The 15,989-nt window shown below is 73.1% G+C and carries 14 protein-coding genes; 12 read left to right on the top strand and 2 right to left on the bottom strand.

Going from position 1 to position 15,989, the window contains the following annotated elements:
* Positions 1-107: 107 nt before the first annotated feature.
* The 3 genes from IE185_RS22365 to IE185_RS22355 are packed head-to-tail and all read left to right on the top strand — an operon-like array spanning position 108 to position 2,865.
* Complete coding sequence (locus tag IE185_RS22365; protein ID WP_373303744.1) at positions 108-836, top strand: DUF5819 family protein; 729 nt, start codon at positions 108-110, stop codon at positions 834-836.
* Positions 833-2,050 (top strand): HTTM domain-containing protein, encoded by a 1,218-nt coding sequence (locus IE185_RS22360; RefSeq protein ID WP_373303743.1) that lies wholly within the window; start codon positions 833-835, stop codon positions 2,048-2,050. The genes IE185_RS22365 and IE185_RS22360 overlap by 4 nt, the downstream gene beginning before the upstream one ends.
* Before the next feature lie 35 nt (positions 2,051-2,085).
* Positions 2,086-2,865: a TrmH family RNA methyltransferase gene (locus IE185_RS22355; RefSeq protein ID WP_229843636.1), complete on the top strand. Its 780-nt coding sequence runs from the start codon at positions 2,086-2,088 to the stop codon at positions 2,863-2,865.
* Between the two features lie 43 nt (positions 2,866-2,908).
* Here the strand turns inward: IE185_RS22355 and paaN are convergent, their stop codons facing one another.
* Positions 2,909-4,600, bottom strand: a complete 1,692-nt coding sequence (paaN, locus tag IE185_RS22350) for a phenylacetic acid degradation protein PaaN (RefSeq protein WP_138897726.1) — start codon at positions 4,598-4,600, stop codon at positions 2,909-2,911.
* Between the two features lie 124 nt (positions 4,601-4,724).
* On the opposite strand from paaN, the gene IE185_RS22345 reads away from it, so the two are divergent.
* Entirely contained in the window at positions 4,725-6,233 is a 1,509-nt protein-coding gene (locus IE185_RS22345) for a 3-hydroxyacyl-CoA dehydrogenase (protein WP_138897725.1), read from the top strand.
* A complete protein-coding gene (locus IE185_RS22340) occupies positions 6,233-6,832 on the top strand; it encodes a TetR/AcrR family transcriptional regulator (RefSeq protein WP_138897724.1) in 600 nt (199 codons plus the stop codon). The genes IE185_RS22345 and IE185_RS22340 overlap by 1 nt, the downstream gene beginning before the upstream one ends.
* Before the next feature lie 39 nt (positions 6,833-6,871).
* On the opposite strand, the gene IE185_RS22335 is transcribed toward IE185_RS22340, so the two are convergent.
* Entirely contained in the window at positions 6,872-7,402 is a 531-nt protein-coding gene (locus IE185_RS22335; RefSeq protein WP_138909311.1) for an Lrp/AsnC family transcriptional regulator, read from the bottom strand.
* A gap of 173 nt (positions 7,403-7,575) precedes the next feature.
* On the opposite strand from IE185_RS22335, the gene pdhA reads away from it, so the two are divergent.
* From pdhA to IE185_RS22300, 7 genes are all read left to right on the top strand, one after another.
* Entirely contained in the window at positions 7,576-8,742 is a 1,167-nt protein-coding gene (pdhA, locus tag IE185_RS22330; protein WP_189715834.1) for a pyruvate dehydrogenase (acetyl-transferring) E1 component subunit alpha, read from the top strand.
* Positions 8,739-9,767, top strand: coding sequence for an alpha-ketoacid dehydrogenase subunit beta (locus IE185_RS22325; RefSeq protein ID WP_138898833.1), 1,029 nt, complete (start codon positions 8,739-8,741; stop codon positions 9,765-9,767). The genes pdhA and IE185_RS22325 overlap by 4 nt, the downstream gene beginning before the upstream one ends.
* Positions 9,767-11,158 carry a dihydrolipoamide acetyltransferase family protein gene (locus IE185_RS22320; RefSeq protein WP_189715833.1) on the top strand — a complete coding sequence of 464 codons (1,392 nt, stop codon included), beginning with the start codon at positions 9,767-9,769 and terminating at the stop codon, positions 11,156-11,158. Before IE185_RS22325 ends, IE185_RS22320 begins: the two co-directional genes overlap by 1 nt.
* Before the next feature lie 145 nt (positions 11,159-11,303).
* Positions 11,304-12,209, top strand: coding sequence for an NTP transferase domain-containing protein (locus tag IE185_RS22315; RefSeq protein WP_138895899.1), 906 nt, complete (start codon positions 11,304-11,306; stop codon positions 12,207-12,209).
* A complete protein-coding gene (locus IE185_RS22310) occupies positions 12,206-13,621 on the top strand; it encodes a molybdopterin molybdotransferase MoeA (protein ID WP_229843635.1) in 1,416 nt (471 codons plus the stop codon). Before IE185_RS22315 ends, IE185_RS22310 begins: the two co-directional genes overlap by 4 nt.
* Positions 13,622-13,641: 20 nt before the next feature.
* Positions 13,642-14,715: a potassium channel family protein gene (locus IE185_RS22305; RefSeq protein WP_138895900.1), complete on the top strand. Its 1,074-nt coding sequence runs from the start codon at positions 13,642-13,644 to the stop codon at positions 14,713-14,715.
* A 201-nt stretch (positions 14,716-14,916) separates the two neighbouring features.
* The gene (locus IE185_RS22300; protein WP_138895897.1) at positions 14,917-15,897 is read left to right on the top strand and encodes an NAD(P)H-quinone oxidoreductase; all 981 of its coding nucleotides are present in this window, start codon (positions 14,917-14,919) and stop codon (positions 15,895-15,897) included.
* Positions 15,898-15,989 lie beyond the last annotated feature (92 nt).

Here is a 15,989-nt window from a genome sequence, read left to right as displayed (position 1 = left end):
CCGATGGCTTCAATGGTGAGTCGGTGGCCCGTAGGGTGTCAACCCTGTGGATAACTGTGCGGGCCGACGGTGATCGGGGCGGGATGGATTCGTACGAGGACAGGGGCGTGAGCGCCGGACGGGACGACGGTTCCGGACCGGGCGCCCCGCAGGCCCCGCGCGCACCCGGCATACCGGGGAGCGGCATCGCGGCCCTCTCCTTGCGGTACCAGGCGGTGGCGGCCCTCGCGCTCGCCGTCGTCGGGGTCGTCGCCTGCGTGCATCTCGGGATGGTCTTCCTGCACGTCGCGCCGTCCAACACCCTCACCAAGCAGAACGGTGAGGCGATCGACGACTGGGTGTACCCCGAGTTCGAGCAGAACTGGAAGCTCTTCGCTCCCAACCCGCTCCAGCAGAACATCGCCGTCCAGGTGCGGGCGCAGGTCCGCACCGCCGGCGGGCAGTGGAAGACCACCGGCTGGATCGATCTGTCCGCGCAGGACGGCGAGGCGATCCGCGGCAATCTCCTGCCGAGCCACACCGTGCAGAACGCGCTGCGGCGCGCCTGGGACTTCTACACCGCCTCCCACGACAACGCGGACAAGCCGAACGGCATGCGCGGCGCCCTCTCCGAGCGCTATGTCCGGCGCACGGTGATGCTGCGCCTCGCCCAGCAGGACCTGGGCGGCGAGATCGAGCGGATACAGGTCAGGTCCGAGACCAAGTGGGTGAAGGCGCCGTCGTGGAGCGACGAGAAGACGAACACCAGGCCGGCCCACCGGGTGCTGCCCTGGTGGACGGTGACCGAGGCGGATCTGCCGGAGGGCGCACGGAGCGCGTCGGAGGCGGCCCGGTGAGCGAGCCCGACCGTACGCCGCCCCCCACGCCGTCCCCCCGTACCTTCGTCCCCGCCCGGTCGGCGGGGGCGCGCAGGCTGGCGCGCGCCGTTCAGCGCGTCACCTCCACCGCCCTCGGGCCGTACCAGAGCGCTGTCGTGCGCATCGGGTTCTCGCTGACGTGGCTGCTCTTCCTGCTCTTCGAGTACCCGCACCGCCGTGAGCTGTACGGGCCGGACGGGCCGTGGGACTGGGACATGGCCCAGCAGCTCATAGGGAACAACCACGCCTTCACCGCGCTGATGTGGTCGCAGAGCACGGTGTGGTTCGAGATCGTCTACGGGCTCGCGGTCGTCTCCGCGGCGCTGCTGATGGTGGGCTGGCGCACCCGGACGATGTCCGTCCTCTTCATGATCGGCGTACTGTCGCTGCAGAACCGCAGCATCTTCATGGGCGACGGCGGCGACAACGTCATCCACCTCATGGCGATCTACCTCGTGCTGACCCGGTGCGGGCAGGTGTGGTCGCTGGACGCGCGGCGCGACGCCGGCCGCGCCGACCGGGTGGGGCCGGTCCTGTGGGTCGCGCTGGGGGCCTGCCTGGCCGCGGTGACGTTCACGGGCGAGATCGACGGGGGCTGGCTGCTGATCTTCTGGGGGCTGCTGGCCGTGCACGCCCTGTGGTGGGCGGCCGGGCGCTACGCCCCCGGGCAGCCGCGCATCCTGCTGGACGTCGTCACCAATGTCGTGCACAACGCCGGCCTCGTCGTGATCATGGCGGAGGTCTGCCTCGTCTATGCCACCGCGGGCTGGTACAAGATCCAGGGCTCGCGCTGGCAGGACGGCACGGCGCTCTACTACCCGCTGCACCTGGACTACTTCTCGCCCTGGCCCGGGCTGTCCGGACTGCTCGCGTCCAGCGGTGTGATCGTGATGCTGCTGACGTACGGGACGGTGGTCGTCCAGGTCGCCTTCCCCTTCACGCTGTTCAACCGGCGGGTCAAGAACGTCCTGCTCGCGGTCATGATCGCCGAGCACGCGGCGATCGCCGTCCTGCTCGGGCTGCCCTTCTTCTCGCTCGCGATGATCGCCGCCGACGCGGTCTTCCTGCCGACCGGCTTCCTGCGGCGCGTCGGTCACCGGGCGGCGCGGGTGCGGCCGCGTCGCGGTGATGTGGAGGCGGCCCCGGTGGAACGGGGACCGCGGGAGGAGCAGGTCCGTACGCTCGTCGAGTGAAAGCCCTGGCCACGGGCTCCCCGTAGGCTGAGGCCATGACTGAGGACGTGGCCGAGGACGTGACCGAGGCCGTGATGCGGCAATGGCGTGAGGCCGCTCCGAGCGCCGTTCTGCTGGACGGCTTCCATGCCCTGAAGCACGCCTTGCGCTTCGGCGCGGACGTGCGGCTGACCCTCGCGAGCGACCGGCGCGCGGTGCTGGCGCTCGCCCGGGAACTGGCCGACGACCTGTCGGGGGTGCTCGCGCGGTCCGTCGTCGAGATTCCGGCCGACGCCCTGCGCGAGCTGGTCCCCAGGATTCACACGACGGCGGTGGCCGCACTGGCGGTCCGGCGGGACGCCGACGCGAACGCGCAGACGCTTTCCCGGCTGCCGAGGCCGGCCCCGATCGTCGTGCTGGACAACCCCCGCAATCTCGGCAACGTCGGAGCGGTCGTCCGGCTGGCCGCCGGTTTCGGCGCCACGGGCGTCGTCACGACCGGAGACATGGACCCGTGGCACCCCAACGTCGTACGCGCGGGTGCCGGGCTCCACTACGCCACGGCCGTCGAGCGCAGGAGCATCGACGCGCTGCCGCCGGGCCCGCTGTACGTCCTGGACCCGGAGGGCGAGGACATCCGGTCGGTGGACATCCCCGACGACGCCCTCCTGGCCTTCGGCTCGGAGCGCCACGGCATCTCACCGGAGCTGCGCGCCCGCGCGACCAGGCTGGTCGCCCTGCCCATGCGGCCGCAGGTCTCCAGCTACAACCTGGCGACCAGTGTGGCCATGACGCTGTTCCACTGGGGCGGGCCGCCCGCCGCCGCCCCCGCGTGAGCGGGACGACGACGGGCCGGTGACCGGCCGGGGGCCGAGGTGGTTATGCCTGGCGGCGTACCTCGACCATCCGGAAGCGGTTGGCGACGAAGGCCGCGTCGCACAGCGCGGCGTTGGCCGCCGGGTTGCCGCCCGAGCCGTGGAAGTCGGAGAACGCCGCCGTCTGGTTGACGTAGACCCCGCCCGTGAGGTTCAGCGAGAGCTGCGCCGACTCCTCCAGGCAGACCTCCTCGACGGCGGCCTCCGTGACCTGCGAGGTCGTGTACGCGCCGACCGTCATGGCGCCCTTCTCCCGCACCGTACGGCGCAGCAGCTCCAGGCCGTCCTCGGTGGAGTTGACGGCGACCGCGAAGGAGACCGGGCCGAAGCACTCGGACATGTAGGCCGCTTCGGCGTCCGGCTTGGCACCGTCGAGCTTGACCATGACCGGCGTACGGACCACCGCCTCGGGGAAGTCCGGGTTGGTGATCTCCCTCGAAGGCAGAGCGACTTCGCCCAGCTCCGCCGCGGCTTCGAGGCGGGCCTTGACGTCGGGATTGACCAGGGCGCCCAGCAGCGCGTTCGCGCGGGCGTCGTCGCCCAGGAGTCCGGCGACCGAGGCCGCGAGGTCGGCGACCACCTCGTCGTAGGACTTCTCGCCCGCGTCGGTCGTGATCCCGTCCCTCGGGATCAGGAGGTTCTGCGGGGTGGTGCACATCTGCCCGCTGTAGAGCGACAGGGAGAACGCCAGGTTGGACAGCATCCCCTTGTAGTCGTCCGTGGAGTCGATGACGACCGTGTTGACGCCGGCCTTCTCCGTGTAGACCTGGGCCTGGCGGGCGTTGGCCTCCAGCCAGTCGCCGAAGGAGGTGGACCCGGTGTAGTCGATGATCCGGATCTCTGGGCGGGTCGCGAGGGTCTTCGCGATGCCCTCGCCGGGGCGCTCGGCCGCCAGGGCCACCAGGTTCGGGTCGAACCCGGCCTCGCCGAGGACCTCGCGGGCGACCTGGACCGTGAGGGCCAGCGGGAGCACCGCGCGGGGGTGCGGCTTGACCAGGACCGGGTTGCCGGTGGCCAGCGAGGCGAAGAGGCCGGGGTAGCCGTTCCAGGTGGGGAAGGTGTTGCAGCCGATCAGGAGCGCGATGCCGCGCGGCACGGCGGTGAAGGACTTGCTGAGGTTGAGCGGGTCGCGCTTGCCCTGCGGCTTGGACCACTCGGCCGCGCCGGGGGTGCGGGTCTGCTCGGCGTACGCGTACGCCACGGCCTCCAGGCCGCGGTCCTGCGCGTGCGGGCCGCCCGCCTGGAACGCCATCATGAACGCCTGGCCGCTGGTGTGCATGACCGCGTGCGCGAACTCGTGCGTACGGGCGCTGATGCGCGACAGGATCTCCAGGCAGACCAGGGCGCGGTTCTCGGGGCCGGCCGCCCGCCAGGCGCCCATGCCCGCCCGCATCGCCGGCAGCAGTACGTCGAGGTCGGCGTGCGGGTACTCGATGCCCAGGTCCGGGCCGTACGGCGAGACCTCTGTGCCCGTCCAGCCGTCGGTGCCGGGCTGGTCGAGTGCGAAGCGGCTGCCCTGAAGGGCCTGGAAGGCCGCGAGTCCTTCGGCGGCGCCGAGACTGCCGTTCTCGCCGTAGGCCTTGGGGTGCTCGGGGTGCGGGGACCAGTAGGCCCGCGTGCGGATCACGTCGAGCGCCTGGTCGAGCGTGGTCCGGTGCTTCTCGGACAGCTGGGAAGTGGTGAGTTCGGCGGCCACGGCGGACCAACTCCTCGTCGAGCTGGGCAGGGACAGGCGGACACGAGATACAGTAACCGAACGATCGGTCGGGACAAGAGGGCCCGGTAAAACCTGTGGACAACTCGTACGGGAGGATCGGGTCATGACAGCTATCGATCGAGCCCGCACCGTCGCCGTCGTCGGCACCGGCACCATGGGTCAGGGCATCGCCCAGGTCGCTCTTCTGGCCGGTCACCCGGTGCGGCTGTACGACGCGGGCCCCGGCAGGGCCGCCGAGGCCGCCGAGGCCGTGGGCGCCCGTCTGGACCGGCTGGTCGAGAAGGGCAGGCTCGACCGGCAGGGCGCGGACGCCGCGCGCGCCCGGCTGCACACCGCAGGGGACCTTGCCGAGCTCGCGGACGCCGCGCTCGTCGTCGAGGCGATCGTCGAGCACCTGCCGGTCAAGCAGCAGCTCTTCACCGCGCTCGAAGCGGTCGTCGCCGACGACTGCCTCCTGGCCACCAACACCTCCTCCCTCTCCGTCACGGCCATCGCGGGCCCCCTGAGGAACCCCGGCCGTTTCGTGGGCCTGCACTTCTTCAACCCCGCGCCGCTGCTGCCCCTCGTCGAGGTCGTCAGCGGCTTCGCGACGGACGAGAAGAGCGCCACGCGCGCGTGGGCGACGGCGGCCGCCTGGGGCAAGACCCCGGTCCGGTGCGCCGACACCCCCGGCTTCATCGTCAACCGCATCGCCCGCCCCTTCTACGCCGAGGCCTTCGCGGTGTACGAGGAGCAGGGCGCGGACCCGGCCACGATCGACGCCGTGCTGCGCGAGTCCGGCGGCTTCAGGATGGGTCCGTTCGAGCTGACCGACCTGATCGGGCAGGACGTCAACGAAGCCGTCAGCCGGTCGGTGTGGGAGTCGTTCTTCCAGAGCCCCAAGTTCGTGCCCTCCCTCGCCCAGCGCCGCCTCGTCGAGTCGGGGCGGCTGGGCCGCAAGTCGGGCCACGGCTGGTATCCGTACGGAACGGAAGGGGCGGCCCGGCCCGCTCCGCGCACCGCCGCCCCCGAGGAGGCTCCCGAAGCCGTCACCGTCGTCGGGGACCTGGGCCACGCCGACGTGCTCGTCGCGATGATGGAGGAGGCCGGCGTCGCGGTGGAGCGCGTCGAGGCGGGCGGCCCGTACATCGAGCTGCCGGGCGAGGGGCAGCTCGTGCCGGCCGACGGACGGACCTCTGTCGAGTACGCCGACGTCGTGTACTTCGACCTCGCGCTCGACTACCGGGGCGCCACCCGCATCGCGCTGTCCGCATCCGAGGACACGTCCGCGCGGGCGGTCGCCGAGGCCACCGGGCTCTTCCAGCGGCTGGGCAAGGACGTCAGCGTCATCGGTGACGTCCCCGGCATGATCGTCGCCCGTACGGTCGCGATGCTCGTCGACCTGGCGGCGGACGCCGTCGCGCGGGGCGTCGCCTCGGCGGAGGACATCGACACGGCGATGCGGCTCGGCGTGAACTACCCGCTGGGGCCGGTCGAGTGGAGCCGTGCGCTCGGCCGGGACTGGGCGTACGACCTGCTCAAGAACCTGCACGAGTGCTGCCCGACCGGGCGCTACGCCCCGTCCCTGGCGCTCCACCGGCAGGCGTTCGCCGCCAAGGAGGAGGGCGCCTGATGACCACCGCCAAGCGCGACACGTACACCCCCGAGACGCTCCTGTCGGTCGCCGTCCGGGTCTTCAACGAGCGCGGTTACGACGGCACGTCCATGGAGCACCTCTCCAAGGCCGCCGGCATCTCGAAGTCGTCGATCTACCACCACGTCGCGGGCAAGGAGGAGCTGCTGCGCCGGGCCGTCAGCCGCGCGCTCGACGGGCTCTTCGGCATCCTCGACGAGCCGGGGGCCTCGCGCGGCCGGGCGGTCGAGCAGGTCGAGTACGTCACCCGCCGCACCGTGGAGGTGCTGATGGCGGAGCTGCCGTACGTCACGCTGCTCCTTCGCGTACGCGGCAACACGAAGGCGGAGCGCTGGGCCCTGGAGCGGCGGCGCGAGTTCGACCAGCGGGTCGCGGATCTGATGAAGGCGGCGGCGGCCGACGGCGACCTGCGGGCCGATGTCGACATACGCATGGCGACGCGGCTGCTGTTCGGAATGATCAACTCGCTGGTGGAGTGGTACCGGCCGCAGGCGGCCGGGGGCGGTGGTACGGACGGGGAGCAGCTGGCCGAGACCGTGGTGCGCCTGGCCTTCGACGGGCTGCGGACCAGTCGCTGAGGTTCCTCACGACCCATGGGCGCACGGGGCCCCCGCTGCCTACGGCTCGTGGGGCGGTGGGGGCAGCTGGGGCGGCTGTGGTGAGGCGGCCGTGTCGAGGTCGGTCTCCTCGAAGACCAGCAGGGTGCGGGTGCTGAGCACCTCCGGGATCGACTGGATCTTCGTCAGTACGAGTTCGCGCAGCGCCCTGTTGTCCGCCGTGTGGACCAGCAGCAGTACGTCGAAATCCCCGCTGACCAGCGCGATGTGCGCGGCGCCCGGCAGCTCCTGAAGGCGTTCGCGGACCGTGCGCCAGGAGTTCTGCACGATCTTGAGCGTGATGTACGCCGATGCTCCCTGCCCCGCGCGTTCGTGGTCCACGCGCGCGCTGAAGCCGCGGATCACGCCGTCGTCGATGAGGCGGTTGATGCGCGCGTAGGCGTTGGCGCGCGACACGTGCACCCGCTCGGCCACGGACCGTATCGACGCGCGGCCGTCCGTCTGGAGCATCCGCAGGATGTCGCGGTCGATCGCGTCGAGCGGGCGCGCCGGCGGGCGCGCTCCCGCGTCGGCCATTTGTTCAGCTGCCATGTCCCCCCGCCTCCCTCTCATGGACGACCTGCCCCTATCCCAGGCTGTGGAGAACCGTTTGTCCACAGGCTGAAGGCGCCTGTAGCCAAATTGCGTCCACGACCGAACAATCGGTAGGTGAGGCACACCACATTGCTGTGCCCTCTCACCGCTCCCACGAGGAGGTGCACGCGATGAAGAAGAGCACCATGACGGTGCGGCCGGTCGAGCCGGCCCAGGACCTGCCCGGTGCCGCCGCCTACCGGCCGGTTCCTCCCCCGGCCTGGAAGCCCCGCACGGACCCCGCCCCGCTGCTCCCGGACAGCGAGCCGCACCGCGTGCTCGGCACGGCCGCCGCCGCCCGGCTCGACGCCGGGCTCATGCGCAGGCTCTACGCGGAGCTGGTCCGCGGCCGCAGGTACAACACGCAGGCGACCGCTCTCACCAAGCAGGGCCGCCTCGCCGTCTACCCCTCCAGCACGGGCCAGGAGGCCTGCGAGGTCGCGGCCGCGCTCGTCCTGGAGGAGCGGGACTGGCTCTTCCCGAGCTACCGGGACACCCTCGCCGCCGTGGTGCGCGGACTGGACCCCGTACAGGCGCTGACGCTGCTGCGGGGCGACTGGCACACCGGTTACGACCCGCGCGAGCACCGCATCGCACCGCTGTGCACCCCGCTGGCGACCCAGCTGCCGCACGCGGTGGGCCTGGCGCACGCGGCCCGCCTCAAGGGCGACGACGTCGTCGCGCTCGCCATGGTCGGTGACGGCGGCACCAGCGAGGGCGACTTCCACGAGGCGCTGAACTTCGCCGCCGTCTGGCGGGCGCCGGTCGTCTTCCTCGTGCAGAACAACGGCTTCGCCATCTCCGTGCCGCTCGCCAAGCAGACCGCCGCCCCGTCCCTGGCCCACAAGGCCGTCGGGTACGGCATGCCGGGTCGGCTGGTCGACGGCAACGACGCCGCCGCCGTGCACGAGGTGCTGGCCGAGGCGGTGGCGCGAGCCCGCCGCGGTGGCGGCCCGACGCTGGTCGAGGCCGTCACGTACCGGATGGACGCCCACACGAACGCCGACGACGCGACCCGCTACCGGGGCGACGCCGAGGTCGAGGCATGGCGCGCCCACGACCCGGTCCAGCTCATGGAGCGGGAACTCACGGAGCGCGGAATGCTGGACGAGGACGGCGTACGGGAAGCCCGGGAGGCCGCCGAGACGATGGCCGCCGAGCTGCGCGAGCGCATGAACGCGGATCCGGTGCTCGACCCCATGGACCTTTTCGCGCACGTCTACGCCGAGAAGACCGCGCACCTCAGGGAGCAGGAAGCCCTGCTGCGGGCCGAGCTCGATGCGGAGGACGAGCGATGACGACGGCAGCGACGACCACGGTCGACGCGAAGCCCGCCAAGCCGGCGACGATGGCGCAGGCCCTCGGCCGGGCGCTGCGCGACGCGATGGCCGAGGATCCGTCCGTCCACGTGATGGGCGAGGACGTCGGCGCGCTCGGCGGGGTCTTCCGGGTCACCGACGGGCTCGTGAAGGAGTTCGGCGAGGACCGGGTCACGGACACCCCGCTCGCCGAGGCGGGGATCCTGGGAACGGCCGTGGGCATGGCGATGTACGGGCTGCGGCCGGTCGTCGAGATGCAGTTCGACGCGTTCGCCTACCCGGCGTTCGAGCAGCTCATCAGCCATGTGGCACGGATGCGCAACCGCACGCGCGGCGCGATGCCGATGCCGATGGTGATCCGGGTGCCGTACGGCGGCGGGATCGGCGGCGTCGAGCACCACAGCGACTCGTCCGAGGCGTACTACATGGCGACTCCGGGGCTCCATGTCGTGACGCCGGCGACGGTCGAGGACGCGTACGGGCTGATGCGGGCGGCGATCGCCTCGGACGACCCGGTCGTCTTCCTGGAGCCGAAGCGGTTGTACTGGTCGAAGGCGGCGTGGTCGCCCGAGGCGCCGGCGGCCGTCGAGCCGATCGGTCGCGCGGTCGTGCGGCGCTCCGGGCGCAGCGCGACGCTCATCACGTACGGGCCGTCCCTGCCGGTGTGCATGGAGGCGGCGGAGGCGGCCGAGGCGGAGGGCTGGGACCTGGAGGTCGTCGATCTGCGCTCGCTCGTGCCGTTCGACGACGAGACGGTGGCCGCTTCGGTACGGCGTACCGGGCGCGCGGTCGTCGTCCACGAGTCCACCGGTTTCGGCGGGCCGGGCGGGGAGATCGCCGCCCGGGTGACGGAGCGCTGCTTCCATCATCTGGAGGCGCCGGTGCTGCGGGTCGCCGGGTTCGACATTCCGTATCCGCCACCGATGCTGGAGCGGCACCACCTGCCGGGAGTGGACCGGGTGCTCGACGCGGTCGCGCGGCTCCAGTGGGAGGCGGGCAGCTGATGCCGAAGGTGCTGGAGTTCAAGCTGCCCGACCTCGGTGAGGGGCTGACCGAGGCGGAGATCGTGCGCTGGCTGGTGGAGGTGGGCGATGTGGTCGCCGTCGACCAGCCGGTGGTCGAGGTGGAGACGGCCAAGGCGATGGTGGAGGTGCCGTGCCCGTACGGGGGCGTGGTGACCGCCCGCTTCGGTGAGGAGGGGACGGAACTGCCCGTCGGGTCGCCGCTGCTGACGGTCGCGGTGGGGTCGGCGGGGGCGTCGGATTCCGGTCCGGCTTCCGGTTCCGTCCCGGTTCCGGCTGCCGCTGCCGGTTCCGGGTCGGCTCCGGTGGTGGACGCGGCTGCCGCGGCCGGGTCCTCCGCTTCGGGTGAGGCGGAGTCGTCGGGGAACGTGCTGGTGGGATACGGCACGGGCGCCGCGGTGGCGCGGCGGCGGCGTATCCGGCCGGACGCGGCTCGTGGAGCCGTGGCGGTCGCCGAGGTGGCTGCCCCGGCGGTCGCCGAGGTCGTCGGGCACGACGGTCCGGTGCCGGTGATCTCGCCGCTGGTGCGGCGGCTGGCCAGGGAGAACAGCCTCGACCTGCGGGCGCTGAAGGGCTCGGGGCCCGACGGGCTGATCCTGCGGGCCGATGTGGAGGGCGCGATCCGCGGGGCGCGGGCGCCCGAGCGGGCGGCGCCCGCGCCGGTGGCCGTGGCTTCCCCCGCCGGGGCGGAGCGGGTGCCGCTGCGCGGGATGCGCGGCGCCGTGGCGGACAAGCTGTCGCGCAGCCGGAGCGAGATCCCGGACGCCACCTGCTGGGTGGACGCGGACGCGACCGAGCTCATGGCGGCCCGTGCGGCGATGAACCAGGCGGGCGGAACGCCGGTGTCGGTACTGGCGCTGCTGGCCCGGATCTGCACGGCGGCCCTGGCCCGTTTCCCGGAGCTCAACTCGACGGTCGACATGGCCTCCCGCGAGATCGTGCGCCTGCCCGGCGTGCACCTCGGGTTCGCGGCGCAGACGGAGCGGGGGCTGATGGTTCCCGTCGTGAAGGACGCGCACGCCCGCAATGTGGACGACTTGAGCGCGGAGTTCGCGCGGCTGACGGAAGCGGCCCGCAAGGGGGTGCTGACGCCGGCGGAGCTGACGGGCGGCACGTTCACGCTGAACAACTACGGGGTGTTCGGGGTCGACGGGTCCACGCCGATCATCAACCACCCGGAGGCGGCGATGCTCGGGGTCGGGCGGATCGTCCCCAAGCCCTGGGTGCACGACGGGGAGTTGGCGGTGCGCAAGGTGGTGCAGTTGTCGCTGACGTTCGACCACCGGGTGTGCGACGGGGGGACCGCGGGCGGGTTCCTGCGGTACGTGGCGGACTGTGTGGAGCACCCGGCGCTGCTGCTGCGCACGCTCTGACCGCCGCGCGGAGCGCTGCCCCGCCCCGTGCCGCACCGGGCTCGTGCCGCACCGGAGCCCCGCCCGTCACGCGACGGGCGGGGCTCCGGTGCGGTGGGCGGGGGCGGGGTGGGGCAGAGCGAGGCCCGCCCCGCATACTCGGGGCATGACCACGACCGCGTACGACGCCATCGTGCTTGCCGGAGGGGCCGCCAAGCGGCTCGGTGGGGTGGACAAGCCCGGTGTGCGCGTGGGCGGGCGGACACTGCTCGACCGGGTACTGGGCGTGTGCGGCGGAGCCGGTACGACCGTCGTCGTCGGCGGGCGCCGGGCGACCGTGCACGCCGTCGAGTGGGCGCGGGAGGAGCCGGCCGGGGCCGGGCCGCTGGCCGCGCTCGACGCGGGGGTGCGGCGCACCACCGCCGAGAGCGTGCTCGTACTCTCCGCCGATCTGCCGTTCGTCCGGCGTGCGACGGTGCGGCGCCTGCTCGACGCCCTGGCGGGCGATGGCGGGGAAGCGGCGCTGCTCGTGGACGCGGACGGGCGGGACCAGCCGTTGGTCGCCGCCTACCGCGCCGAGCCTCTGCGCCGTGAGCTGGCCCTCCTCGCCACCGAGCACGGAGGTCTCGCGGGACTGCCGCTGCGGCTGCTCACTCACGAACTCGCCCTGACGCGCGTGAGCGCCGGGCCGCTCGACTCCTTCGACTGCGACACCTGGGAAGACATTGCCGCCGCCCGGTCGAGGATCAGGGAGCATGGGCACGTGCTGGATGAATGGATGACCGCAGTCAAGGACGAACTCGGCATCGAGCTCGATGTCGACATCAACGTCCTGCTCGACCTCGCCCGCGACGCCGCGCACGGGGTCGCCAGGCCCGCAGCGCCGCTCACCACGTTTCTGGTCGGCTACGCGGCGGCGCGGGCGGGCGGCAACGGACCGGACGCCGTCGCCGAAGCGGCCCGCAAGGCCGCCGCTCTGGCCGCCCGTTGGGCCGCCGAGGCGGAGGAGGAGGCCAAGGGCGTGGCCACGGGCGAGGGCCCGGGGCCCCGCGCGGAAGACGGCGCCGGGTGAGCCAGGAGGACCGCGAGGTCGACGAGGCGCTCGCCCTCGTCAGCCGGGCGACAGAGGCGAGGGGACCGGCAGCGCAGGCGCACGCGCCCCACGCGGCGGGTCCCGGTGCCGAGCCGGATCGGGGCGGTGGCGAGACCGGCGGGACCGGACCGGCGGCCACTTCGTCCGCGCCCCCGGCCCGTACCCGGGCCACGCCGTGGCGCGAGGCGCGGGCGGTCGCCGCCCGGGCCGGTGGCGAGGGCGCGCCCCGCACGCGGCGGGTGGCGCTCGCGCAGGCTCTCGGGCAGGTGCTCGCGGAGCCCCTGCGCGCCCTCACCGACCTGCCGTCCTTCGACACGTCCGCCATGGACGGCTGGGCGGTCGCCGGGCCGGGGCCTTGGTGGAGCGTCGGCCAAGGCGGTCAGGTGCTGGCCGGGCACGCCGCTCCCGGAGCGCTGGCCGAAGGCGCGGCCGTACGCATCGCCACCGGTGCCCGTGTCCCGCCCGACGCCACCGCCGTGATCCGCAGTGAACACGCCCGGCTGGACGAGGCACAGGCGCGGCTGTACGCGCGCCGTGAGGTCGTCCAGGGGCAGGACATCCGCCCGCGCGGCCAGGAGTGCCGTACCGGCGACCAGTTGCTGCCGGCCGGGGCCCTCGTGTCGCCCGCCGTGCTCGGCCTCGCGGCGGCCGCCGGGTACGACGAGCTGGACGTCGTACCCCGGCCCCGCGTCGAGGTGCTCGTCCTGGGCGACGAGCTGCTGGACGAGGGGCTGCCGCACGACGGGATGGTCCGCGACGCCCTCGGCCCTCTCCTGGCCCCCTGGCTGCGCGCCCTGGGCGCCGAGGTGCTCGCCACCCGCCACCTCGGCGACGACGCCGACGCGCTCCACCGGGCCGTCACCGCCTCCGAGGCCGACCTCGTCGTCACCACGGGCGGCACGGCGGCCGGTCCTGTCGACCACGTCCACCCGATCCTGCGCAGGGCCGGCGCCGAACTGCTCGTCGACGGCGTCGCGGTGCGGCCGGGTCACCCGATGCTGCTGGCGCGCCTCGGCGGGGGCGCCGAGGGCCGGTACCTGGTCGGCCTGCCCGGCAATCCGCTCGCGGCGGTGTCCGGCCTGCTGACCCTCGCCGAGCCGCTGCTGCGGGCCCGTGCCCAGCGGCCGGCTCTCGCGCCGTACTCCTCGCCCGTACGGGACGCGGTGAACGGTCACCCGCACGACACCCGGCTCGTTCCCGTCGTCCACCGCGCGGGCGGTGCGGACGGGAACGGACCGGAACAGGCCGTGCCCCTGCACTACAACGGCCCGGCCATGCTCCGTGGCATCGCCGCCGCCGACGCTCTGGCCGTCGTCCCGCCCGGCGGCGCACGGGCCGGCCAGGACCTCGACATCCTCGAACTGCCCTGGACAGAAGGACGTTTCACGTGAAACTTCCCGGCCAAGACGCGATGGCCAGGCACGCCGACGAGCACCTCGTCACGGCTCGGATCAAACTGCCGCGCCGAGTCGTCGACCGCCCGCTGCGTCAGGTCGGCAAGCGGCTGCTGATGGCGCTGGCGGTCCTGGTGCTGACGGTGCTCATCGTCTACATCGACCGCTCCGGCTACCACGACAACGCCGACGAGAACCTTGACTTCCTCGACGCCGTCTACTACTCCACCGTGACGCTGTCCACGACCGGTTACGGCGACATCGTGCCGCACAGCGACAGCGCCAGGCTCACCAACGTGCTGCTGGTGACGCCGCTGCGCGTGCTCTTTCTCATCATCCTGGTCGGCACCACTCTCGAGGTCCTCACGGAGCGGACCCGGGAGGAGTGGCGGCTGAACCGCTGGAGGGCCCACTTGCGCGACCACACCGTCATCGTCGGATTCGGCACCAAGGGGCGTTCCGCGATCCAGACCCTGGCCGCCACGGGGCTCAGGAAAGAGCAGATCGTGATCGTCGACCCGAGCGCGGCGGTCGTCGAAGCGGCCAACGCCGACGGGTTCACGGGAGTCCTGGGCGACGCGACCCGCAGCGATGTGCTGCTGCGCGCGGAGGTCCACCGGGCCCGCCAGATCGTCATCGCGACCCAGCGCGACGACACGGCGGTCCTGGTCACGCTCACCGCACGGCAGCTCAACCGGGGCGCGAAGATCGTCGCCGCGGTCCGTGAGGAGGAGAACGCGCCGCTGCTGCGCCAGTCGGGCGCGGACGCCGTCATCACCAGCGCCAGCGCCGCCGGGCGCCTCCTCGGCCTGTCCGTGCTCAGCCCGAGCGCCGGCACGGTGATGGAGGACCTGATCCAGCAGGGCAGCGGCCTGGATCTCATCGAGCGGCCGGTGATAAAGGCCGAGGTGGGACTGAACGTGCGGGAGACCGAGGATCTGGTGGTCAGCGTGCTGCGCGGACACCGGCTGCTCGGGTACGACGACCCCGAGGCCAGCCCGCTCCAGCTGACGGACCGGGTGATCACCATCGTGCGGGCCTCGCCGGGCGCCACGAGCGCGGGGGACATGCGGGTGACGTCGCCGGAGTGAGCGCCGTCCGGCGCCGCCGGGGACCGCGGTGAGCGCCCTTCGGCGAGTCCGGGCCGGTGGCCTTGGCCCGGCCGCCGCCGCAGTACGCACCTTGCGGCGACGCCGGGCCGGTGACCGCCGCCCGGTGCTGCCGGGACCGATTCGGGCGGAGTGACCGGGCGGCCGGAGTGGTTCGCTCCGCTGCGGAGTAGCCTCGCGGCCATGTATGCGATCACGATCCCTGAACCCGGTGGCCCCGAGGCGCTCGTATGGGCGGAGGTCCCCGAGCCCGTACCCGGCGAGGGCGAGGTCCTCGTCGAGGTCGTCGCGAGCGCCGTCAACCGCGCCGACCTGCTGCAACGCCAGGGCTTCTACGACCCGCCGCCCGGCGCCTCCCCGTACCCCGGTCTCGAATGCGCGGGCCGGATCGCCGCGCTCGGGCCGGGGGTCTCGGGCTGGTCCGTGGGCGACGAGGTGTGCGCGCTGCTGACCGGCGGCGGGTACGCCGAGAAGGTCGCCGTACCGGCCGGGCAGCTGCTGCCCGTGCCCCCCGGCATGGACCTCGTCACGGCGGCGTCCCTGCCCGAGACCACCTCGACGGTCTGGTCGAACGTCTTCATGATCGCTCACCTGCGGCCGGGCGAGACGCTGCTGCTGCACGGCGGCGCGAGCGGCATCGGCACCATGGCGATCCAGCTCGCCAAGGCGGTCGGCGCGCGGGTCGCGGTCACGGCCGGCGGCCCGGAGAAGCTGGCGCGGTGCGCGGAGCTCGGCGCGGACATCCTCATCGACTACCGCGAGCAGGACTTCGTACAGGAGCTGCGCAAGGCCACCGACGGGGCCGGCGCGGACGTCATCCTGGACATCATCGGGGCCAAGTACCTGGACCGGAACGTGAAGGCGCTCGCCGTCAACGGCCGCCTCGCGATCATCGGTATGCAGGGGGGTGTGAAGGGCGAGGTGAACCTGAGCGCCCTGATGAAGAAGCGCGCCGCGATCACGGCGACGACGCTGCGGGCGCGTCCGCTCGGCGAGAAGGCGGCGATCGTCGCGGCGGTGCGGGAGCACGTGTGGCCGCTGATCACCGCCGGCCGGGTGCGCCCGGTCGTGGACCGCGTCGTGCCGATGGCGGAGGCGGCGGAGGCCCATCGGGCGCTGGAGGCGGGCGCGCACGTCGGCAAGATCCTGCTGACGACGGGCTGAGCGCCGGCTCGACGTACGCGGAGAAGGCCCGCACCGCCGTCCTGGCGGTGCGGGCCTCCCGCGTTACGGCGCTCGGCGCGATCCGGCGTCGG

The organism is Streptomyces chryseus (assembly GCF_014650755.1).
In the GTDB taxonomy this organism is placed as follows: domain Bacteria; phylum Actinomycetota; class Actinomycetes; order Streptomycetales; family Streptomycetaceae; genus Streptomyces; species Streptomyces chryseus.
This window is presented reverse-complemented; position numbering and strand designations above follow the sequence as displayed.

Coding starts and splice junctions, on each gene's coding strand:
- IE185_RS22355 (WP_229843636.1), top strand. CDS start 2,086: ATGACTGAGGACGTGGCCGAGGACGTGACCGAGGCCGTGATGCGGCAA.
- IE185_RS22345 (WP_138897725.1), top strand. CDS start 4,725: ATGACAGCTATCGATCGAGCCCGCACCGTCGCCGTCGTCGGCACCGGC.
- IE185_RS22340 (WP_138897724.1), top strand. CDS start 6,233: ATGACCACCGCCAAGCGCGACACGTACACCCCCGAGACGCTCCTGTCG.
- IE185_RS22335 (WP_138909311.1), bottom strand. CDS start 7,402: ATGGCAGCTGAACAAATGGCCGACGCGGGAGCGCGCCCGCCGGCGCGC.
- pdhA (WP_189715834.1), top strand. CDS start 7,576: ATGAAGAAGAGCACCATGACGGTGCGGCCGGTCGAGCCGGCCCAGGAC.
- IE185_RS22325 (WP_138898833.1), top strand. CDS start 8,739: ATGACGACGGCAGCGACGACCACGGTCGACGCGAAGCCCGCCAAGCCG.
- IE185_RS22320 (WP_189715833.1), top strand. CDS start 9,767: ATGCCGAAGGTGCTGGAGTTCAAGCTGCCCGACCTCGGTGAGGGGCTG.
- IE185_RS22315 (WP_138895899.1), top strand. CDS start 11,304: ATGACCACGACCGCGTACGACGCCATCGTGCTTGCCGGAGGGGCCGCC.
- IE185_RS22305 (WP_138895900.1), top strand. CDS start 13,642: ATGGCCAGGCACGCCGACGAGCACCTCGTCACGGCTCGGATCAAACTG.
- IE185_RS22300 (WP_138895897.1), top strand. CDS start 14,917: ATGTATGCGATCACGATCCCTGAACCCGGTGGCCCCGAGGCGCTCGTA.